This window comes from Streptomyces sp. NPDC040545 (genome assembly GCF_055595065.1).
Map to the genome: position 1 here is coordinate 246,110 of NZ_JBVIWA010000002.1, position 20,505 is coordinate 266,614.

Genomic DNA, 20,505 nt, shown 5'->3' on the forward strand with positions numbered 1-20,505 from the left:
GTCGCGTGGTGGCCGCAGCCACGGCATACGGTCCGTTGCGTGGCCGGCCCTTTCGGCTCCGGTGAGAGTGTGGTCCGAGCGGTCGGCCGTCGGGTCGGCAGAAGACGAGTCCGGTGAACGGGGATCGCAGCGGCCGGAGTCCGGAGCTCGGGGCGCAGCAGGCCAGGTGCGTTTGGTCCCGAGGGAGGTCGACGAGCACCGTCTCCGGTCGTCTCGCCGGTACAGCGGCCAGGTCCGGTTCCGCCTACGCCGCGCAGCGGTACTCGCAGCGGGCCGGAGGCACCAGCTCAAGGCCTCGGGCCGTCGCCTCGGTCTGCGGACGGCCGTGGCGCTCGACGGGCTGCCCGGGCGGTGAGGCTGCGGAGCGGGTGCCCTGTCTTCGCCGCACAGGCTTTAGGTTGCGGGTGTGGCCGTCGTCTGTTCGTCGGTCAGGCGGGCCCGCCAGTCGCTGACGTAGTCGTCGGGCATGGACGCCAGGCGGGCGATTTCCCCGTCGCTGCGCCCATCGGACCAGGCCAGGATCCGTGTCACGGTGCGGTTCCGTGCCGCGCGGAAGTCCTTGAGCATGTTCTCGAGGCGTTCGGCTTCCTCGGCTTCGCGGACGAGCTGCTGGTCGACGGCGGAGCGTTCCTCAGCGCGCAACCGGCGCAGATGGGCGTCCAGGCCCGTCAGGACCAGACCCTCCTCGTGCGCGGAGTTCTGGAACCCTTCGGCCAAGGCCGCCAGCACGCAGTCGGGGACGTCGGCGAGGGTGGCCCCGGGGGGTTTGGCCGCCTCCCAGGTGCCCCGACCCGCCTCCGTCGTCTCCAGCCAGACGCGGGCGTCTGTCGGAACACGGTCGCCGCACGCCTGCGCGCGGTAGGCGTACAGGGCGGCACGGTGGCCGTAGAAAGTGAAACCGTCCTCGATCTGCCGGTCGGCGGCGCGGCACATCCGCCCCGGTACACCGCCATAGCCGCTCTCGGGACTGTAGTCGGCGTAGGCATCGAGTTCCGCGTCCGTGGCCAGGCCCCAGGAGGGATCGCACAGACCGGGGTTCATGACGAGGAACGCGCCGACCTCGACACGCCAGGCAGGGCTCGGTGTCGTGCGCAGCCTGGGCCAGCGGAGATCCCCGGAGGGGTCGAAGGTGTGGGTCGCGGCCTGCTCGATGTCGTCCCAGGCGGTGGCGGCCTCGGCCGACCACTCCAGTTCGCCGTCCGGTCCGATGCGGTGGATGGAGTCCACGAGCCGCTGCACGGCGGGGAGTATGCGCAGGGCGAGCGCGTGCAGTTCCTCAGCGGTGAAGAAGCGCCAGGAGCAGCCGCGCTGTTCGTCATGGGTCAGGTGGCCGAGCAGCTGCACCATGATTCCGGAGGCCGGGACGGCTCCGTCGCCGAGCGCCCTGCGGGGGAGGCCGGGGAGCTGGCTGCCGAGGTCTTCGGCCGGGGCCCGCCAGTCGATGTCGCCGAACCATACGGCGCCGTCGCGTGCGTCCACTGCCAGCCACTGGCGGTAGCCCGCGCCCGGGCCGTAGCGCTGCTCCTGCTGCTCGGCGTGCTCGTCGTGCCATACGTACTCGGCCGGAGGCGGGTCCAGCTCCACGGCCATGAAGCCGTCCTCGGGGCGGTAGCCGGTGAGGACGCGGGCCGTTCGCGGCGGACTGTCGGCGGCGGTCATGAGGGGTTTCCTCTCGCTGGAACGTCAACCACCGCAAACGTAGGGCGCCCGCCACGCAATAGTTTAACTTTCAGCCACCGTGTCCGATAGTCGGACAAGCCGGGAGACCTGGCGTCATCACCCGGTCTACGCGCGTGCGGCCGCCGTCAACTTGGCGCATTTCACGTGGGTTCACGCTCCGTTCGCCTCCGGTAGCCGCCCGCCGCAGCCTCATGCGAGCGCGGCCAGCGCTTGCGCGGCGAGCATCTGCTCCAGGTCCAGGACGGCGCGCGGGGCGTGCCGGGTGTCGATGCGGACGGCGTAGATGAAGCGCGTCAACTGCGGCTCGGCCAGGGGGCGGGCCACGACCTGGGTGTTGGCGCGGGGCAGGGCGAGTTGCGGCATGACGGCCACGCACAGGCCTGCGGCCACGAAGCCGAGCACGGTGTTGAAGTCGTCCCCCTCGTATTGCAGGCGGGCCTGGAAGCCGGGCGTCTTGGCCATCTGGGAAAGCAGTTCCAGGCGCAGTGCGGCCTCCGGAGCCGCGATCCAGGTCTCGGACGCGAGGCTGGCCAGGTCGATGACCTCCCTGTCGGCCAGGCGGTGGTGTGCCGGGACCACGGCCACCACCGGATCCCGTGCGACCAGCGTCCGGCGCAGCATCCGGGGTGGCGGGACGGGGATGAAGTCGTAGTCGTAGCCGAGGGCCAGGTCCATGTCCCCCCGCTTGAGCCGGTTGTAGCAGGCCTCGGGTTCCAGTTGGCCGAGGCTGACCTGCACGTGGGGGTAGGCCGCGTGGAGTCGGGCCAGCGCTTGCGGAACGATGCTGGTGGCGGCCGAGGCGAAGGCGCCGAGGCGGATCCGTCCGGCCGTGCCCGCGCGCATGGCGTCGAGTTCCACCGATGCCGTCGCCAACGCGTTGCGGACGCCCTGCTCGGCGTCGAGAAGGACTTCGCCGGCCGGTGTGGCGCGCACGGGCCGGCGCTCCAGCACTCTCAGGCCCGCGCGGCGTTCGAGTTCGGCGATCTGCTGGGAGACCGCGGGCGCGCTGTAGCCGAGCTCGCGTGCGGCGGCGCTGAAGGAGCCGTGCCGCACGACGGCTTCGAGGGTGGCGAGCAGGCGGGGGTCGAGTCCGTGCACGGAGTTAAGGCTCACTTATCTGTCGCGAAGATGTGTTTTCTTGTGATTGCGGATGAACGCCAGCAGGATTCTGCTCGCGGCAAGAAAATCGCAAGCCCGCGTTGCCGGGGCGTGACCGCCGCTCCCCTTGCCGTCGCGGTGCCCCTCCGCCAGTGCCCCGTCCGTCTTCTGCCGCAGTCCGCCGCGGCCGGGGACGTCTGCCGGAGCGGGTGTGGATCCGGCCGTCGACGATCACCTCGCATGTCCTGAAAGGAAGTGGTATGCCCCAGCCACCACTCATCGGACTCACCACCTACCTGGCCGACGCCCAGTGGGGCGAGTGGGACCTGCCCGCCGCGGTGCTGCCCGCGGCCTACGTCGGCTGTCTCCGGGCGGCGGGCGGCCGCGCCGTTCTGCTGCCGCCGGACGCGCCGGAGGCCGCGGCCGATGTGGTCGAGCGTCTGGACGCGGTCGTCCTGACGGGCGGTGAGGACCTGGATCCCGCCCTGTACGGTGCGCTGCCCCACCCGCGCACGGGGCCGCCGGTCCGCGAGCGCGACCGGTGGGAACACGCTGTGCTGGTCGCCTGCCTCGCCCGCGACATACCCGTGCTCGGAGTATGCCGGGGAATGCAGCTGATGAACGTGCACGCGGGCGGCACCCTCATCCAGCACCTGCCCGACAGCGTAGGCCACGACGGCCACAACCCCTACCGGGGCCACTTCTGCGCCCACGCCGTCACCACCGTGCCGGGGACCCGGATCGGCGCCCTCCTGCCGGGGACCCGCGAGGTTGCCACGCATCATCATCAGGCGGTGGATCGCCTGGGCGCCGGGTTCATCGTGGCCGCCCGTGCGGCGGACGGCACCGTCGAGGCGATCGAGAGCTCCCGGCACCGCTTCGCTGTGGGCGTCCAGTGGCACCCGGAGATGGGTGTCGATGCGCCGGTCGTGCACGCCTTGGTGGCGGCTGCGAGTTCCGCCGCGAGCGCCGAGCCTGCTCGGGTGGCCGGCCGGAAGGTGCGCCCGGTACGAAGCCCGCCGGGCCCGATTTTCCCGACACAGGTGTCTTGACACCCTCCTGGCGCAGCCCGCAAGATCGCAGCGTGAACCTGTCAGACAGCCAGACAGGTGGCGTACCGCGGCGCGTAAGCGCGATGGAAGCGGTCTTCGGCCACCTGCGCAGCGCCATCGAGCGCGGTCAGTACGTCGTGGGAGACAAGCTCCCCTCCGAAGCCGAGTTGTGCCGGACCCTCGAGGTCAGCCGGCCCGTGTTGCGGGAGGCGCTCCGAGCTCTCCAGGCCATGGGCCTGACCGTCTCCAGGAGCGGCAAGGGCACGTTCGTCCTGGCGAACACGGTCGAGGACCCCACCTTCGGCGACTACGCCGCAAGCGACCTGCTCGAGGTGCGCCGGCACGTCGAGATTCCGGTCGCCGGGTACGCCGCGCTGCGCCGCACCCCGGAGGACCTGGACCATCTGGGCCACCTGCTCGACCGGATGGAGCAGGAGACCGACACCACCGCGTGGGTGGCGATGGACACCGTCTTCCACCTGGCGGTGGCCGAGGCATCCCGCAACCCCGTCTTCCGCCGCGTCATCGAGGAGATCCGCGACGCGCTGGCGCGTCAGTCGACCTTCCTCAACGAACTCGGCGGCCGGCGCGAGCAGTCCAACTGCGAGCACCGGGCCATCCTCGAAGCGCTGGTCGACGGCTGCGAGCACGACGCGGTGGAGGCCATGTCCCACCACCTGCTGAGGGTCGAGACGACCCTCACCGACATCGTGCGCCCCCAGCGCACGGACACTTCCACGGAAGGCAGACCCGAGGCGTGAGCGAGCAGTTCCTCAAAGACGAGAAGCGCCCCACGGCCCGTCATGTCGACGCCGGGGACACCGGCTACAGCAAGTCCTTGAAACCCCGGCACGTCAACATGATCGCCATCGGGGGTGCGATCGGCACCGGGCTGTTCCTCGGCGCGGGCGGACGCCTCGCCGAGGCCGGGCCCTCCCTGTTCGTCGCCTACGCCGTCTGCGGCGTGTTCGCGTTCCTCGTCGTGCGCGCGCTCGGCGAGCTCGTCCTGTACCGGCCGTCCTCCGGCGCCTTCGTGTCGTACGCCCGGGAGTTCCTCGGGGAGAAGGGCGCGTACACCGCGGGCTGGATGTACTTCCTCAACTGGGCGACCACCGGCATCGCCGACATCACCGCCGTCGCCACGTACACCCACTACTGGCACCTGTTCTCCGATGTCCCCCAGTGGGTGATCGCCCTCATAGCCCTGGCCGTGGTCCTCACCGTGAACCTCATCTCGGTGCGGATCTTCGGCGAACTGGAGTTCTGGTTCGCCATCGTCAAAGTCGGCGCGCTGGTGCTCTTCATGGGGATCGGGATCTTCCTCCTGGTCACCCGGCATCCCGTCGACGGCGCCGTCCCCGGCCCTGCTCTGATCACCGGCAACGGCGGGATCTTCCCCAACGGCGTGCTGCCCATGCTGCTGATCGTCCAGGGCGTCGTCTTCGCCTACGCCTCCGTCGAGCTGGTCGGCGTCACGGCCGGTGAGACCGAGAACCCCGAGGAGATCATGCCGAAGGCGATCAACTCGATCATGTGGCGTGTGGGCCTCTTCTACGTCGGCTCGGTCGTCCTGCTGTCGATGCTGATGCCGTGGAGCAGCTACAGCGCCGGCCAGAGCCCGTTCGTGACCGTCCTCTCCCACATCGGCGTGCCGGCGGCCGGCGGCGTGATGAACCTGGTCGTCCTCACCGCCGCCATGTCCTCGCTCAACTCCGGCCTCTACTCCACGGGCCGCATCCTGCGCTCGATGGCCGTCAACGGCTCCGCCCCGCGCTTCACCGCCCGGCTCAGCCGCACCCAGGTGCCCTACGGCGGCATCCTGCTCACCAGCGGCATGTGCGTCCTCGGCGTCGGGCTCAACTTCGTGGTTCCGGCGGATGCGTTCGAGATCGTGCTCAACCTCGCGGCCATCGGCATCCTCGCCACCTGGGGCATGATCATGGTCTGCCACCTCTTCTTCTGGCGGAAGACCCGTGACGGCGAACTGACCCGTCCCTCCTACCGCCTGCCCGGGTCCCCGTGGACCGAACTCGTGACACTGGCCTTCCTCGCCTCCGTCCTGGTCCTCATGTACGCCGACGGAGGAGCGGCGCGCACCACCGTGCTGTGCGTGCCGCTGATCGCCGCGGCGCTGGTCGCCGGCTGGTACGCCGTCCGGGGCCGCGTGGCGCGCGCCGCCGCGAAGAGCGAGGGCTGAGCCGGGCGGCGGGCGCGGCCCGTCCCCCGGGCCGGGCCTGCCGCCGGCCACCCCGGTCAGCAGCAACCCACCACCGAACGAGGCAGTGATGCGCAGCAGTCTCCTCGCGGACGCGCCCGCGATGCGCGAGCCCCAGCATGCACCCGTCGCCCACGTCACCCGGGGCGGTGTGATCGAGGGAGTCCACTACGGATCCGTCGTCGTCCTCGGCGGTCATGGCGACGTCCGGTTGAGCATCGGAGACATCGAGGCCGCCTGCTACCCGCGCTCGGCCCTCAAGCCGGTCCAGGCCCTCGCCATGGTGCGGGCCGGGCTGCCGCTCGACGGCGCCCTGCTCTCCCTCTCGATGGGCAGCCACTCCGGCGAGGAGCACCACCTCGCAGGTACCCGGCTGATCCTCGAACTGGCCGGCCTCACCGAGGACGACCTGCGCAACGTCCCCGACGTGCCGTACGCCCCGGCGGTCCGGGATGCCTGGGTGCGCGAGGGCCGCGGGCCTTCCCGGCTCGCCCAGAACTGCTCCGGCAAGCACGCGGCGATGCTGTACCTGTGCAAGCTGGCCGGCTGGCCCCTGGAGAGCTACGTCGACCCGGGCCACCCGCTCCAGAGGGCGATCGCCGAGGTCGTCGAGGAACTCACCGGCCAGCACATCGCGAACGTCACCGTCGACGGCTGCGGAGCCCCGCTGTTCGCAGTGTCCCTGCACGGCCTGGCCCGCGCCGCCGCCCGCATCGCCACGGCCGGTCCGGACACCGCCGGGCGCCGGGTGGCGGACGCGCTGCGGGTCCACCCGGAGATGGCCTCCGGCACAGGGCGAGACACGGCCCGGCTGATGCGCGCGGTGCCCGGGCTGCTGGCCAAGGACGGTTTCGAGGGCGTCCAGGTGGCCGCGCTGCCCGACGGCCGGGCCGTCGCAGTGAAGATCGCCGACGGGGCGGACCGGGCGCGCGTCCCGGTGACGGCCGCAGCCCTCGCCCGGGCGGGAGTCGAGCCGCGGCTGCTCGCCGGGTTCGAGGGCGAGCCGATGACCGGCGGCGGCCGGCCCGTCGGCGGCATCCGGCCGGTGGCGGCGCTGAACCCGCCCAGCATCCCTGCCACCGCCTGACTCCATCCCCTTTCACCACCTTGACCCACCCACCTCAGGAAGAGGGCCGCACACCCATGACCGCCGCCACCCGCAGCGAACACGACCTGCTCGGAGACCGCGAAGTCCCCGCCGACGCCTACTGGGGCGTCCACACCCTGCGCGCCACCGAGAACTTCCCCATCACCGGGACGCCCATCTCCGCCTACCCGCACCTGATCGACGCCCTCGCCGCCGTCAAGGAGGCCGCAGCCCTCGCCAACGAGGAACTCGGCCTGCTGGAGCCCGCGAAGGCAGCCGTGATCGTCGCCGCCTGCCAGGAGATACGCGGCGGCAAGCTCCACGACCAGTTCGTCGTCGATGTCATCCAGGGCGGCGCCGGCACCTCGACCAACATGAACGCCAACGAGGTCATCGCCAACCGGGCGCTGGAGCTGCTGGGCCACGCCAGGGGCGACTACCGGCACCTGCACCCCAACGAGGACGTCAACCTCGGCCAGTCCACCAACGACGTCTACCCGACCGCCGTGCGGATCGCGACCGTCTCCGCGGTGCGCGGCCTGCTCGATGCCATGGCCGTCCTCCAGGCCGCCTTCGCCCGCAAGGCCGCCGAGTTCCACGACGTGCTGAAGATGGGCCGCACCCAGCTGCAGGACGCAGTGCCGATGACCCTCGGGCAGGAGTTCTCCGCCTTCGCCGTCATGCTCGACGAGGACCGCAGCCGGCTCGCTGAGGCCGTCGAGCTGATCCTTGAGATCAACCTCGGCGCGACCGCGATCGGCACGGGTCTCAACGCCCCCGCCGGATACGCCGAATCGGCCCGCCGCCACCTTGCCGACATCACCGGGCTGCCCCTGGTCACCGCGGCCGACCTGGTCGAAGCCACCCAGGACTGCGGCGCCTTCGTCCAGATGTCCGGCGTCCTCAAGCGCATCGCCGTCAAGTTGTCCAAGACCTGCAACGATCTGCGCCTGCTGTCCTCCGGGCCGCGCGCCGGGCTCGGCGAGATCAACCTGCCGCCGGTGCAGGCGGGCTCGAGCATCATGCCCGGCAAGGTCAACCCGGTGATCCCGGAGGTCGTCAACCAGGTCGCCTTCGAGGTGATCGGCAACGACATCACCATCACCATGGCCGCCGAAGCCGGACAGCTCCAGCTCAACGCCTTCGAGCCGGTCATCCTGCACTCGCTGTCGAAGTCCGTCATCCACCTGCGCGCGGCCTGCCTCACCCTCGCCGAGCGCTGCGTGGCCGGCATCACCGCCAACACCGAGAAGCTGCGGGCCACCGTTGAGAACTCCATCGGCCTGGTGACCGCCCTGAACCCGCACATCGGATACACCGCCGCCACCGACATCGCCAAAGAGGCCCTTGCCACCGGCCAGGGCGTGGCCGAGCTCGTCCTGGAGCGAGGTCTGCTGCCGGCCGAGCGCCTCACCGCCCTGCTGCGGCCCGAGGTGATCGCGGGAGCCAGAGCGGCCGGGGCCTGACGCGGGGCTGCGCCGCGGCTCACCGGCCGCGCACCTGGACCGTCCCGCGCCGCGGACGGCACGCTGTTGCACCGTTCGCCGTGCCGAGCGCCTCACCTGTGGCGACCTGTGGGAGCCGGTGGGGGTCAAGGGGTCGCAGGTTCACATCCTGTCGTCCCGACCATGCTTCATGCAGGTCGGAGGCCGTTCTCTCATCCATGAGAGGGCGGCCTTTTCCATGCCCGGAGTCCTGGTGGTCGCAGTGTGGTCGCACGCCCGGTTCGGGGCTTGTCCGCCATAGTGCTGAACGCGGGCGGGGCGGGACGAACGCGGCGAGGTGCCGGTGCCGAGCTCGTCCAGCTTCAGGGTCCCGAAGGCCGGGACGAGATCGTTGTGGACCTAGTCCCGGTAAGGGGCGATGGTGGTCGGCTTGAGCACGAGGGCCTGGGCGGCGAGCCAGACGGTCAGGTAGTCGGCGACGCTCTGGTTCGGGTCGGCGTTGAACCCGCCGGCCTCGCCCTCCAAGCACCTCCGCAGCGCCCCCTCGGCCGCGTCGTGACTGCCGCGCGGCCGCGATCGGCGGTGGTACGCAGCCCGTCGTTGGTCCGGGAATGGTCCGGAGCTTGGTCCGCCGGGCAGCAGCTGGGCGCCGTCGTGACCGACCATGGAGAAAGAGAGCCCAACCAGAACCAGACGTACTCACCGCGTGCCCTGCCGTGCTGCCTCTCACCGGGACAGTGCACAGGCTGCTCTGGTCGGCAATGGCCGCACCGCCGTCGATGGTGACCGCCGCGACTGCGCATCCGCCCCCCGCGGCGGACGCCGATACGCGGCCCTGAGGCGTGTCTCGGACGGGTGAATTAGGGCACCTGGCCGCTCCCGGATTCCGGTAGGGCAGTTGGGCTGGGCGGATAGCCGGATGATCCCTCTTCCGGTCGTCCCCTACTCATTCCTGTCCACGTGCTTGAGGAGACGTCCCCTTGGCTACCGCTGATCTTCCTGGTCCTGATTCGCTGCTGCGCCGCACGTTGGGGGAGTGGCGGATCGGGCTGGTGGCGTGGCGGCTGCTGGTTCTGCAGACCGCGGATCCGGCGGTCGCCGCCGGCATGACCAACTTCTCCACCTACCGCGCGCACCCGTGGCGGCGCATCGAGCACACCATGGACAGCGGGAAGCGGCTGTTCTTCTCCGACCGTGAAGGGCTGCGCCGTGAGGTCGCCCGTCTGGAGCGCGCGCACCGGCGTCTGGCGGGGACCGACGAGCAGGGCAGGCCGTTCACAGCGTTGGACCCGGCGGTGCGGGTGTGGGTGCTGGTCACCTTGTACGAGTGCATGACGGCGATGCGGGAACTGTCCGGACGCCCGCTGGCCCCGTCGGAACTGGACCAGATGTACGGAGAATTCCGTGCGGTGTGTTCCGAGTTCGGCCTGTCCGACGAGCTGTTCCCGGCCACGGCCGCAGACGTGCCCGCGTATGTGGACCGCACGATCCGCGAGCGCCTCGAATACGGCGAACCCGTGCGCTACCTGCTCTTCGACATGCTCCGTGAAGCTCCCGCGCCCCGCCGCCTGGGCCACCTGAAGCCGGCCTGGCCGCTTGTGCGCATGGTGGCCGCCCACGTGATCGGTACGCTGACCGTCGCGGACCTGCCGGAAGCCTTCCGCGAGCGCTTCGACCTGTCCCGCACCCGCCGCGCGGCCCTGCTGTCCTTCATCCTGCACCGCGGTATGCGCGTGCTGATGAACGCGCTGCCCGAGCACCGCCGCTACCGCACCCCACTGGCCGGCATCCCCTCGACTCCGCAGCCTCCCACCGCCTCCACCGGCCGTCCTTCCCCGCCGGAGGCAAGCCCCGTCCGGCTCCCCGCACCACGCCGCCGCAAGGGCGGCGATTCCCGCCCGGCGCGTCTGCGGACCTTCTTCCGCCAGGTCCTGGACCAGACCGGCGACGGCCACATCGGCTCGGCCGATCTGCAGGCCATGGCGCACAACGTGTGCTGGCCGCTCGAACTCGCCCCTGAACGCGAAGCTCCCGTCTACGCCGCCTTCGAGACCTGGTGGCAGCACCTGCGGACCGGCATGGACGCTGACGACGACGGACAGGTGACCTGCGAGGAGTTCGTCACCGCCATGCTCACCGGGATCGACGCCGGACCGGCCTATCTTGAGCAGGGTCTCCATGTCGCGGTGCGGGCGATCTTCCACGCAGCGGACACCGACGGCAGCGGACACCTGTGCGCCGATGAGTACCGAACGGTCTTCGGCGGCTCCCGGGTCCACCCCGCCGAACTCAACCACGGCTTCCGCCAGCTCGACCACGACGGAGACGGCCGCATCACCGAAGACGAATTCGTCCAGGCCTTCACCGACTACTTCACCGCCCGCACCGACAACACCGCCGGCAGCCAACTCCTCGGACGCCCATAGCAGCCGATCCGGGCGAAGCGCCGGGGCCGGGCTTGACAGAGACCCCAGAACCCCAGGTCAGAGCCTTCCTGCGGAAGCCGCCGAAAACGCTCCGCTCCCCTTCTCGGAACGCTCGGGGCATCGTTGCAGCTCAGAGGCGTGTCAACGGTGCCCTCCTGCGGGACGGCGTCCCCAGCCCAGCTACTCCCCCGTCGGCGGTGCCGATACGGCTGCCCGGGTGTACGCAACCACCGTTGGAGCAACCCCGGCAATGTCCTGATGGCCATGGAGCGGCAGGCTGGCTAGCGTCGGCAGTACCCGCGAGTCTCATCGATTCGCTCCGCCCCGGAATTCGGGAGGTAATCATGGAAGATGGCCCGCAAAAGTCCCAGCAGGCAGAGGTACGAGTCCCCATCAAGGACCTCGGTGCGCTCAGGGACGCCGTCGGGAGCCTCAACCCCATCCTTCGCGCGGCGCTCGAGGTGTCCGAAGGCGGGGAGCCACCGGTGACCGCCGGGTACAACCGCCTCACTTTCAGCAGGAGCTGGAACGAGATTCCGGAGATGTAGGGAACCGTGCCGCCCGCCGGGCGGCAGCGGGATCCGTCGGTCCGGAACCTGGAGCAAAATCGGCGAGGGGTTGTCCTTGATTTCATCTCGTATGCGAGATCGCCCGTTTCAGCGTTCCTCCGGTGAGGAGGATCCGTCTTTCGAACGGCGATCCACAGGAATCGCTCTTCCTGTTTCCTGCATTCTTAAGATCTCGTCGAGATGTAACCTGGACTGCACCTATTGCTACATCTACAACAAGGGTGACACGACGCATCTGAGCCGCCCCCGGGTGATGTCCTTGGAGGTCGCTCGAGCCGCCATTCGGGAAATCACGGAATACGCGTCGCGGAACGGCATCACCGAAGCGGTGGTCGCACTTCACGGAGGCGAGCCGCTCCTGGTCGGCAAGCCCTGGATGACGCGCTTTCTGGACGATGTCAGGGAAGCGGCACCGGCAGAAGTGCGGCTCTCTTTCACCCTGCAGTCCAATGGCGTTCTCCTGGATGCGGACTGGCTCTCGCTGTTCGCGAGCCATGGAGTCCAGGTCGGCGTGAGTCTCGACGGGCCGGCCGTCTGGAACGACCGTCAGCGGGTGAACCACCAGGGGAAGGGCAGCTACAGTCGCGTCCGCAAGGCGATCGACCTTCTGGTGGCCCAAGGCACCGAATCGCCTCCCTGGGGAGTCCTGGTCGTGGCCGACCCGCGATTCCCCGGGACGGAGGTGTTCCGTCACCTGCTCGACATCGGTGTCCGGAACATGGACTTCCTCTGGCCGGACTATCACCATGAGGAAGGTCCGCCCTGGCACGCCGACCTTCTCGGCAGATACTATATCGATCTGTTCGACGAATGGTACGGCAACGCGGATCCGGGCGTGCGGATCAGGTGGTTCGAATCCCTGCTGCAATTGATCCTGGGTGGTGAATCTCAGATCAGTGCATTGGGCTCCCAGCCGGTGACCGATGTGGTCGTGGAGACCGATGGCAGCCTGGAACCGCTGGACATGCTGCGGATCTGCGGTGACGGCATGACGCTCACCGGTCTTGATGTCCGCAGACACCCGATCGAGCGGCTGCGGGAGACCGAGCTCTACCGCATGGGGCTGAAGAACCAGGAACTCTTGCCGGACCAGTGCCTGCGATGCCCTGTCTACGGGCTGTGCGGTGGCGGCGAGATGCCGCACCGATGGTCGAAGAGGAACGCGTTCTCCAACCCGAGTGTGCACTGCGAGGCCCTGCTCGCGGTGATCCAGCACATCGTCGGCACCGTGCGGAAGGAGATTTCCTCCCACGCCCTCGGTTCCCGATCGAACGATGCCGTCCCGCAATCGATCTCGGGATGAAGGACGTGTCACCCATCAAGAGACTCCATGAGGCACTTCGCTGGTACGGCTCGGGTGAAGTCTGCGAGGAGATCCACCGTGGCTACTCCGATCTGGTGGGGCGGCACCTGGGGCGGCTCTTCACCGAGGTGAGGTCGACCTGCCCTGATGCCGAAGCGGAGATCGTCGCCCAGCTGACCCGACTGAGCGAGGAGTCGCTCACCAGGGTGTTGCTGGCGCCCGAGACGACGCGCCTGCTGATGTGGCCCGACCCTACGCGCGACGCTTCGGCGGCAGCCGAATTCCTCATCCGAGCCGTGCAGGCGGAGATGGCGCGCGAGGGCGCGCGCGAGGGCGGCGTCGCACAGCCCGTCGCGGAGCCGCTCTGGACGGCTCTGGGAGACGCCCTGATCCTTCCCGGTGGCCGGGTCGTCGAGGGGCCCTCCCTCAAGGGCGTGGCAGCTCTCGATCTCGACAGTCCCCATGCCCTCGGCATCGATGTCCAAGGGATCCACTTCACCCGGCGCGAGAGCAGAGCCCCGTTGGCGGGACGGGAGCGGGACGAAGCGCTGGCGAAGTTGTCGGCGGCCATCGAAGGAATCTCCGCGGTGAGCGGCGAGACGTCGGCGTTCGTCGCACGATTCACCAAGGCCCTGGTACTCGTCCGGGACGACCGGGAGCGAGTCTTCTCTTCGGGATCCTGCGCCCAGTACGTCGGACGCTCGGTACTGGGAAATCCGCAATTCGCGGCCGTGGATCACGCTCTCGTCGCCGAAGGCGTGGTCCACGAATCGATCCACGGATTTCTGTACATGCATGAAGTGCAGGAGAGTTGGGTCCTCGACGACGCCTTGTACAGCATGCGGCCGATGGTTCCCAGTCCGTGGACCGGCCGCCGACTGCCGGTCAGGCCTTTCCTGCAAGCCTGCTTCGTGTGGTACGGCCTGTTCAACTTCTGGTCGGCGGCCGCGGAAACCGGGGTGTTCGGGACCCCGCGAGCCCTCGAGAGACGACAGACGGCCCTGCGCGGCTTCTTGGAGGAGCCGCTCACCCAACTGATCAAGCCCTATGCCGAGCAGGTGAACGACGACCTGCTGGATGCGCTCGGAGACCTGCAGGAACACGTCGCGGCGAACCACTAGACGGTGTGCTGCATTGCTCGCAGGCCCCCGGACACCGGTCCGGGGGCCTGCTCGTGCTGTCCGGGCAATCTCCGTGCAGGCCCTCGACCGCCACCGTACGATGCAAGGTTTCCCAACTCCAGGAGGAAGTGGATGGACCCGAGCACGCTCGAGGAGCTGCGCGCCGTGGACGAACGCGGCCGTCGGCGCGTAGCGCGTACCGGACGGCGGAAAGACCGGGCACGGCAAGCTCCCTTGTGACGTTGAGCAGTTGAGCCGTTGACGATGCCGAGAGTGTGCAAGGCATGTGCGTCGGGGGGCGCCGGACGAAGATGAACAGCAGCGAACACACCAGGTCGCCAAGCCCAGGGGAGAGTCGTGCACGACGAGGAGACGGTGCGTGGGATGGCGCTCGCCGAGCTGCGCACGGGGTTGGCGGACGGCCTGGCCCGTCGCGGGCTGACGGTGACGCAGCTCGCCGCACAGGCGAGGCTGGGCCGCACGACCGTCCACGAGGCACTGCATCCCGACGCGGACGTTCCCTCGGCGAGGACGGTCGCGGCCCTGGCCCGCGTGCTGCGCCTGCCGGAGCAGGAGCTCCTGGACCTGCGGCGGACCGCTGCTGCCGCAGAGGCCGTACCCGCCCCGCAGGCGGAGCGGCGTCCTGGTCGGCCCATCGGCGAATGCAACCCGTACGACCTGGAGGTCCACTCCGCCGGACTGATCACCCGCCGGGACGACCCCGGGGGAGCACCGGAGCCGCCGCTCCCCGGCTACGTGCCACGCGCCCACGACGGCGTCCTCGCCGATGCCGTGCGCCACGCCGGTGACGGCCACAGCAGGATGGTCGTTCTGGTCGGGTCCTCCTCCACGGGCAAGACCCGCGCGTGCTGGGAAGCCGTCCGACCGCTCGCCGAACAGGGGTGGCGGCTGTGGCACCCCTTCGACCCCACCCGGGCCGAGGCGGCCCTCGGCGACATCGAGCGGGCCGGGCCGCACACGGTGGTCTGGCTGAACGAGGCCCAGCACTACGTCGGCGACCTCCGCCACGGCGAGACCATCGCCGCAGCCCTGAGGACACTGCTCACCGACCCCGCTCGCGGTCCGGTCCTGGTACTGGGCACCCTCTGGCCCGACTACGAGCGGACCTACAGCGCGCTCCCGCAGCCCGGGCAACCCGATGCGCACGCCCAGGTGCGTGAGCTGCTGGCCGGGCGGACCGTCGCGGTGCCGGAGTCCTTCGACCAGGCCGCGCTGGAAGCCGCCCGCGTGCTGGCCGAGCGCGGAGACGCGGTCCTGGCCGCCGCCCTGCCCCGCGCCGCCGACGGGCGTCTCACCCAGGATCTCGCCGGGGCGCCCGAGTTGCTGCGCCGCTACCGCACCGCCACGCCGCCCGCCCGCGCCCTCCTGCACGCAGCCATGGACGCGCGCCGCCTCGGCGCCGGCCTTCACCTGGCGCTCGCCTTCCTCACCGATGCCGCCACCGACTACCTCACCGACCACGAGTACGACGCCCTCACCCCCGACTGGGCCGAACGAGCCCTCGCCGAACTGGCCCAACCCGTCCACGGCCGGCTCGCACCCCTGCGCCGTACCCAGCCACGCCGTACGAGACGGACGCCCGGAAGCCCCACCGAGCCGGTCGACGCGCCGGCACCGGGCGTCGTCTACCGGCTCGCGGACTACCTCGAGCAGCACGGCCGCGACGAACGCCGTCCGCTGTGTCCGCCCGCTTCCTTCTGGCACGCAGCACACGATCACCTCGCGAGCCCCGACGACCTCGAGCGTCTCGCGGCCGCCGCCCGCGACAGACTGCGTCTTCGATGGGCCCACCATCTGTACCGGCGCGCCGGTACCCCCTTCGCCCGCACACAGCTCGCACTCATCAGGGACGAGATGGGAGACCGTGAGGGCGCCGAGCAACTCGCCGCACAAGCAGCCGAGACCGGCGACGGCTATTCCCTCATCGAGCTGGCGTTCATGCTGGAAAGAGCCGGCGATCCGGAAGGTTCCGAACGGCTCCTCACCCAGGTAGCGGACACCGGGGAACCCGGCACCGCGACCACCGTCGCCCTCACCGTCCTGGGCCGCCGGCGTGAGAAGGCCGGAGATCTCGACGGCGCCGAACAACTGCTCACCCGGGCCGCCCGGACCGGTCACCCCGGTGCGTTCACCTCCCTCGCCCGTATCCGTGAGAGAGCGGGTGACTTCCAAGGCGCCGAGCGGCTCATCTCACAGGCGGCCCGGTCCGGGCACCCCTCCCTCACACTCACGGCCCTCGCCCGTATCCGTGAGAGGGCCGGAGACCTCGAAGGCGTCGAACAACTCCTCGTCCAGGCCGTGCAGACCGGCCACACCAGTGCCCTGACGACCGTCGCCGAGATCCGCGAGAAGGCCGGAGACCTCGACGGTGCCGAACAACTGCTCATCCAGGCCGCCCGGTCCGGCGACGCCTACGCCATCGTGCAGCTCGCCCGCATCCGTGAGAAGGCCGGCGATGCCGAAGGCGCCGAACAACTCCTCGCCGACGCCGTCCGAAGCGGCGATCCGCACGCTCTCATAGCCGTCGCCGAGATCCGCGAGCGGGCGGGAGATCTGGAGAAGGCCGAACAACTCATCACGCAGGTGGCCCACACCGGCCATCCCGGCGCTGTCATCCAGCTCGCCGGTATCCGCGAGAAGGCCGGAGATCTCGAAAGCGCGGCACGATTCCTGACCCAGGCATCCGAAGCCGGTCACCCCTTCGCCTTCGACCAGCTCATCGACATGCTGGAGCGGTCGGGAGATCTCGCCGGCGCCGAACGGCTCCTCGCGCACGCCGCGGACTCCGCCAGACTGCGGCCCGTCACCCCCCAGCCGGCCGTGTACCGCTTCTGGCCCTACGGGCTGGAACCCGACGGTACGCCGACTCCGCCCTGGTGAGCGCCACGACATCGGCGTGTCCCCCTGGTTCCCGGTCGAGAGGACGGGTGAGGGTGCGCGAGCGGCAGGCCGCGCTGACCGAGCGGCGGCTCGACACCGAGGTCCGCGAGCCCGCCGATGCCCGCCGCTACCAGCGGAGCAGGAGGCCGAGGCGTTGCGGGTGGCCCGGCTCACGCAGGCCGACAAGACGATCGTCATCTCCACCGACGGCGCGAACAAGCTGTCCCGCACCCGTCGCCCAGAACGTCGCCCAGGGCATGGAGCTGCTCGGCTCCACCACGGGCGTCGACCTCGCCCGGCTCCTGGGGGGCCTCACAGCGGCCCGGTCGGCGAAGACCCCCGAAGCCGTCCCGGTCAACGGCAAGATCTCGATCACCGACTGACGTCCGGTGCCGTCGTCCCGGCAGGGGCAGCTTTCGATCACATTTCCGGTCAGGTCACGCACCCTCGATCAATCAAACCTACTCACTCCGTTAACATGTCCGGTCTGACAATGTTCATGTTGGACCACGATAAGCGGCCGGAAATTGACATCTTCGATATCGCGGGTTCTTTCTCGAATAGGCGACGGCGCCAGGTCCGCCGCGCGGCCCCGGCCCCGGGTCGTGCTGTGGGCTGCGGTGGGTGTGATCGGCCTCGGGTTCCTCGTCGCACTGGAGCTGGCCGCCCGCCGGTACGGCGTGCCGGGTCCGATCACCGTCCAGACCCGAGAGGTGATCTTCGCTCCCCAGTCGGGGACGGTGCTGTACGCCAGCATGGCCCTGATGATGGTGGTGCTCACCTGGCGGCAGCGCCTCATCGGGCTCGCCGCCGCGATCGGCATCGACCTCGTCTTCTGGCTCGTGCGCTGGCTGGTCGGCGCCCAGATGATGTTCGGCAACGGCGCGTTGCTGGTGACCTTGGCCTGGGCCGTCATCGCCGTCACGCGCCGCACCGGCCGTGAGCGTCTCCTGCTGCTGAAGGGCGTGGGGCTGGCCCTGCTCCTGGTGGCCGGCCGCAAGACCGGCTACACCTGGCTGCTGATCACCTCGAAGTCCCGCCCGATGGTGCTCGACCAGTACGTGGCGACCGCCGATCACGCGCTGGGCAACCCGTCGTGGGTGGCGGGCCGGATCGTCGAGGCCACCGGCACGGTCGGCTTCCGCGTCCTCGAATTCGTCTACATCCAGCTCGCGGTGGCCGCGGTCGCCGTCGCGCTGTACCAGCTGCGCCACGTGGCGGCCCTGCGCCGCTTCCCGAGCCACCACCTGGTGCGCACCTTCCTGGTCATCGGTCTGCTCGGACCGGGCATCTACATGATCTTCCCGGTGGTCGGGCCGATCTTCGCCTACGGCGCCGACGGCGCCCACTGGGCGGTGGCCGACCTGTGGCCGAACACGACGCCGCCGGTCGGTGCCCCCGGCCCGATGCCCTTCGACGAGTTCACCCCGCGCAACTGCATGCCCAGCCTGCACACGGCGTGGGCCACCGCGATCTTCATCCATTCCCGCAAGGCCCCGCGGGCGCTGCGCTACGCGGGCACGTTCTGGCTGATCGCCACGCTCGGGGCCACGCTCGGCTTCGGCTACCACTACGGCGCGGACATCATCGCCGGCGTGGTGTTCACGGTCACGATCGAGACCGGGCTGCGCTCGCTCGCCCGCGGCTGGGACCGGCCCGGGATCCTGCTGACCGCCTACGGCGCGACGGTGTTCGTCGCGTACCTGGCCTCGTACCGCTATCTGTCGATGCAGCTGGCGACGTACCCGTGGGTGTTCGGGCCGCTGCTCCTCCTCGCGATGGGCTCGGTGATCTACGGCTACGTACGGATCACCAGGATGTGGGAACGGGAGACCGCGGCGGCGGAGGCGGTGCGGGTGCCGCAGCCACGACGCGAACAGCAGCCCGAACTGGTGTGAGTGCGCGCGGTGCCGTGGCCGGGCGGACCGCCGGCCGGCCACGCCGTCCCACCAGGCGAATTCCGGTGGGGCCGGTGACCGGCGCCGCGTAGGGTCGCCCTGTCGTGATGGACACGGGGGACGGGCAGGTCAGGCATGGAACAGGCGAAGGCGCCGGCAGCGGTGGAGCCGGCGGTACTCGTGGGGGAGCGGGTCCGGCTGGAGCCGCTGGAGCAGCGGCACCACGACGGGCTGTGCGCGGCGGTTCGCGACGGCAGCCTGTGGGAGCTCGCCGTGACGCTCGTACCGCACCCGGACGACGTCCGCGGGTTCATCGAAGAGGCGGTGGCGGCCCGGGCCGAGGGCACGCAGATCCCGTACGCGACGGTGGACGCGGCGACCGGGCAGGTCCTCGGATCGACCCGGCTGATGGTGATCAACACCGCGCAGCGGCGGCTGGAGATCGGCTGGACCTTCCTCGCGGAGTCCCGTCAGCGGACCGGTGTGAACACCGAGGCGAAGCTGCTGATGCTGACGCACGCCTTCGAGGCGCTGGGGATGAACCGGGTCGAGCTGCTGACGGACGTACGGAACACGAAGTCACGGGCGGCGATCGCCGGGCTGGGCGCGACGCACGAGGGCGTGCTGCGGCACCACATGGTGATGCGGGACGGCTGGATCCGCGACACAGCGGTGTACAGCATCACCCGGCCGGAATGGCCGGAAGTCAAGCGCGCGCTGGAAGCACGCCGGGCCGGCCGCCCCTCGGCGCAATCCGGAGGATGAGCGCCGGAGAAGTGAGCCGCCGGGGGTGACCGCGCCGACCACCGTCCGGGACTTCGCGGACACGGCCTACGGCGCGTCCGTGGGCGCGGTGGCCGGGGGTTCGGCGTCCATCGTGGTGATGCGCTGGTGCGCCTTGAAGGTCAGGCCGCCCCGGGTGGCCGTCGAGGTCTGCACGGTCAGGTCCTCGGTGGGGGAGACCCCGTCGGCCTCGGCCAGGGCGCCCCGGGGGGTGACCGGGACGCGCAGGGTCATCTCGCGGCCCGCGGCCCGCGGGGCGTGCGCGGGAGGGATCAGGCGGCGGGCTTGCCGGGCTGGTCGTGGGTCGAGCAGTGGATGCCGCCGCCCGAGGCGATCGTGTCGATCTTCACCATGACGACGTCCCGCTCGGGGAAGTGCTCCCGCAGGATGCCGCGGGCGCGGTCGTCTGATGCGGGGCGCCATCGACGCCGAACTTTCGGGGCTCGGGCAGGGCTGACGTCCGCCGGCCGGGCCGTTCCGTCATCCCGTCCCGCCCTGTCCTCGGGCCCCGCGTGCCTCCCACAGGTCATCCGCCCGACTGCCACCCGACTCCCACGCGCGAGGCCTGCGGCTCACTACCTGTGCAACGGCGCCGTCATCAGCGCCCACTTCGGCGACACCCGCGCCGACACCGCGGCGAAGGCCACCCTGGCCCGGCTCTACCCCGGCCGCACCGTCGAGCAGCTCAACATCGACCGGCTCGGCACCGGCGGCGGCATCCACTGCGTCACCCAGCAGCAGCCCGTCCCGTAACCGACACCCACCCCCACCCCCACAGCAGAGCGTCAAGGACCACGGGGCCGTTCCGGGAGCCATCCGGAACGGCCCTCCATCGTGTCCGGGCACGAACAGGTACGAGATACCGCCATCCGGGAAAATCCTTGGACCGCACGGACGCCGCCGCGGGACACTTCGGTTCCTGCAAGC

At 70.3% G+C, this 20,505-nt stretch carries 17 protein-coding genes and 2 pseudogenes; 14 read left to right on the top strand and 5 right to left on the bottom strand.

Annotation, left to right across the window (positions count from 1 at the left end):
- Positions 1-393: 393 nt before the first annotated feature.
- Positions 394-1,659, bottom strand: a complete 1,266-nt coding sequence (locus ACZ573_RS06085; protein WP_471299655.1) for a hypothetical protein — start codon at positions 1,657-1,659, stop codon at positions 394-396.
- A 210-nt stretch (positions 1,660-1,869) separates the two neighbouring features.
- Positions 1,870-2,778, bottom strand: coding sequence for a LysR family transcriptional regulator (locus ACZ573_RS06090; protein ID WP_471299658.1), 909 nt, complete (start codon positions 2,776-2,778; stop codon positions 1,870-1,872).
- A gap of 260 nt (positions 2,779-3,038) precedes the next feature.
- On the opposite strand from ACZ573_RS06090, the gene ACZ573_RS06095 reads away from it, so the two are divergent.
- From ACZ573_RS06095 to aspA, 5 genes are all read left to right on the top strand, one after another.
- Positions 3,039-3,830, top strand: a complete 792-nt coding sequence (locus ACZ573_RS06095; protein WP_471299661.1) for a gamma-glutamyl-gamma-aminobutyrate hydrolase family protein — start codon at positions 3,039-3,041, stop codon at positions 3,828-3,830.
- Between the two features lie 32 nt (positions 3,831-3,862).
- A complete protein-coding gene (locus ACZ573_RS06100) occupies positions 3,863-4,591 on the top strand; it encodes a FadR/GntR family transcriptional regulator (RefSeq protein WP_471299664.1) in 729 nt (242 codons plus the stop codon).
- Positions 4,588-6,027: an amino acid permease gene (locus ACZ573_RS06105; protein ID WP_471299667.1), complete on the top strand. Its 1,440-nt coding sequence runs from the start codon at positions 4,588-4,590 to the stop codon at positions 6,025-6,027. Before ACZ573_RS06100 ends, ACZ573_RS06105 begins: the two co-directional genes overlap by 4 nt.
- A gap of 88 nt (positions 6,028-6,115) precedes the next feature.
- The gene (locus ACZ573_RS06110) at positions 6,116-7,132 is read left to right on the top strand and encodes an asparaginase (protein ID WP_471299670.1); all 1,017 of its coding nucleotides are present in this window, start codon (positions 6,116-6,118) and stop codon (positions 7,130-7,132) included.
- Between the two features lie 56 nt (positions 7,133-7,188).
- Positions 7,189-8,598, top strand: coding sequence for an aspartate ammonia-lyase (gene aspA / locus ACZ573_RS06115; protein ID WP_471299673.1), 1,410 nt, complete (start codon positions 7,189-7,191; stop codon positions 8,596-8,598).
- A gap of 378 nt (positions 8,599-8,976) precedes the next feature.
- Here aspA and ACZ573_RS06120 read toward each other — a convergent pair whose 3' ends face one another.
- Positions 8,977-9,102: a hypothetical protein gene (locus ACZ573_RS06120; protein WP_471299675.1), complete on the bottom strand. Its 126-nt coding sequence runs from the start codon at positions 9,100-9,102 to the stop codon at positions 8,977-8,979.
- 455 nt (positions 9,103-9,557) lie between these two features.
- On the opposite strand from ACZ573_RS06120, the gene ACZ573_RS06125 reads away from it, so the two are divergent.
- The 8 genes and pseudogenes from ACZ573_RS06125 to ACZ573_RS06160 all read left to right on the top strand — a co-directional run bounded on the left by ACZ573_RS06125 (position 9,558) and on the right by ACZ573_RS06160 (position 19,560).
- Positions 9,558-11,003: an oxygenase MpaB family protein gene (locus tag ACZ573_RS06125; RefSeq protein WP_471299678.1), complete on the top strand. Its 1,446-nt coding sequence runs from the start codon at positions 9,558-9,560 to the stop codon at positions 11,001-11,003.
- A gap of 344 nt (positions 11,004-11,347) precedes the next feature.
- A complete protein-coding gene (locus ACZ573_RS06130; RefSeq protein ID WP_471299681.1) occupies positions 11,348-11,551 on the top strand; it encodes a hypothetical protein in 204 nt (67 codons plus the stop codon).
- A gap of 76 nt (positions 11,552-11,627) precedes the next feature.
- Positions 11,628-12,875 carry a radical SAM protein gene (locus ACZ573_RS06135; RefSeq protein ID WP_471299684.1) on the top strand — a complete coding sequence of 416 codons (1,248 nt, stop codon included), beginning with the start codon at positions 11,628-11,630 and terminating at the stop codon, positions 12,873-12,875.
- Positions 12,876-12,880: 5 nt separating this feature from the next.
- On the top strand, positions 12,881-13,996 hold the full coding sequence (locus ACZ573_RS06140) for a hypothetical protein (RefSeq protein ID WP_471299687.1): 1,116 nt from the start codon (positions 12,881-12,883) through the stop codon (positions 13,994-13,996).
- Between the two features lie 357 nt (positions 13,997-14,353).
- A complete protein-coding gene (locus ACZ573_RS06145) occupies positions 14,354-16,897 on the top strand; it encodes a hypothetical protein (RefSeq protein WP_471299689.1) in 2,544 nt (847 codons plus the stop codon).
- A gap of 50 nt (positions 16,898-16,947) precedes the next feature.
- A pseudogene (locus ACZ573_RS06150) lies at positions 16,948-17,280 on the top strand (flotillin family protein); the annotation flags it as partial.
- Between the two features lie 144 nt (positions 17,281-17,424).
- The gene (locus tag ACZ573_RS06155) at positions 17,425-18,795 is read left to right on the top strand and encodes a phosphatase PAP2 family protein (protein WP_471299692.1); all 1,371 of its coding nucleotides are present in this window, start codon (positions 17,425-17,427) and stop codon (positions 18,793-18,795) included.
- A 135-nt stretch (positions 18,796-18,930) separates the two neighbouring features.
- Positions 18,931-19,560 carry a GNAT family N-acetyltransferase gene (locus ACZ573_RS06160; protein ID WP_471299693.1) on the top strand — a complete coding sequence of 210 codons (630 nt, stop codon included), beginning with the start codon at positions 18,931-18,933 and terminating at the stop codon, positions 19,558-19,560.
- 66 nt (positions 19,561-19,626) lie between these two features.
- On the opposite strand, the gene ACZ573_RS06165 is transcribed toward ACZ573_RS06160, so the two are convergent.
- Together ACZ573_RS06165 and ACZ573_RS06170 are read right to left on the bottom strand one after the other, a co-directional pair.
- A complete protein-coding gene (locus tag ACZ573_RS06165; RefSeq protein WP_471300627.1) occupies positions 19,627-19,890 on the bottom strand; it encodes a DUF4436 family protein in 264 nt (87 codons plus the stop codon).
- A pseudogene (locus tag ACZ573_RS06170) lies at positions 19,851-19,988 on the bottom strand (agmatine deiminase family protein); the annotation flags it as partial. The gene ACZ573_RS06165 and the pseudogene ACZ573_RS06170, both read right to left, overlap by 40 nt.
- On the opposite strand from ACZ573_RS06170, the gene ACZ573_RS06175 reads away from it, so the two are divergent.
- The gene (locus tag ACZ573_RS06175; protein ID WP_471299696.1) at positions 19,966-20,331 is read left to right on the top strand and encodes an agmatine deiminase family protein; all 366 of its coding nucleotides are present in this window, start codon (positions 19,966-19,968) and stop codon (positions 20,329-20,331) included. The pseudogene ACZ573_RS06170 and the gene ACZ573_RS06175 overlap by 23 nt on opposite strands.
- Positions 20,332-20,505: the final 174 nt, after the last annotated feature.

Bases quoted from the DNA above. Each gene is read 5' to 3' on its own strand.
- ACZ573_RS06175 (WP_471299696.1), top strand. From the start codon at position 19,966: ATGCCGCGGGCGCGGTCGTCTGATGCGGGGCGCCATCGACGCCGAACT.
- aspA (WP_471299673.1), top strand. From the start codon at position 7,189: ATGACCGCCGCCACCCGCAGCGAACACGACCTGCTCGGAGACCGCGAA.
- ACZ573_RS06095 (WP_471299661.1), top strand. From the start codon at position 3,039: ATGCCCCAGCCACCACTCATCGGACTCACCACCTACCTGGCCGACGCC.
- ACZ573_RS06160 (WP_471299693.1), top strand. From the start codon at position 18,931: ATGGAACAGGCGAAGGCGCCGGCAGCGGTGGAGCCGGCGGTACTCGTG.
- ACZ573_RS06130 (WP_471299681.1), top strand. From the start codon at position 11,348: ATGGAAGATGGCCCGCAAAAGTCCCAGCAGGCAGAGGTACGAGTCCCC.
- ACZ573_RS06085 (WP_471299655.1), bottom strand. From the start codon at position 1,659: ATGACCGCCGCCGACAGTCCGCCGCGAACGGCCCGCGTCCTCACCGGC.
- ACZ573_RS06110 (WP_471299670.1), top strand. From the start codon at position 6,116: ATGCGCAGCAGTCTCCTCGCGGACGCGCCCGCGATGCGCGAGCCCCAG.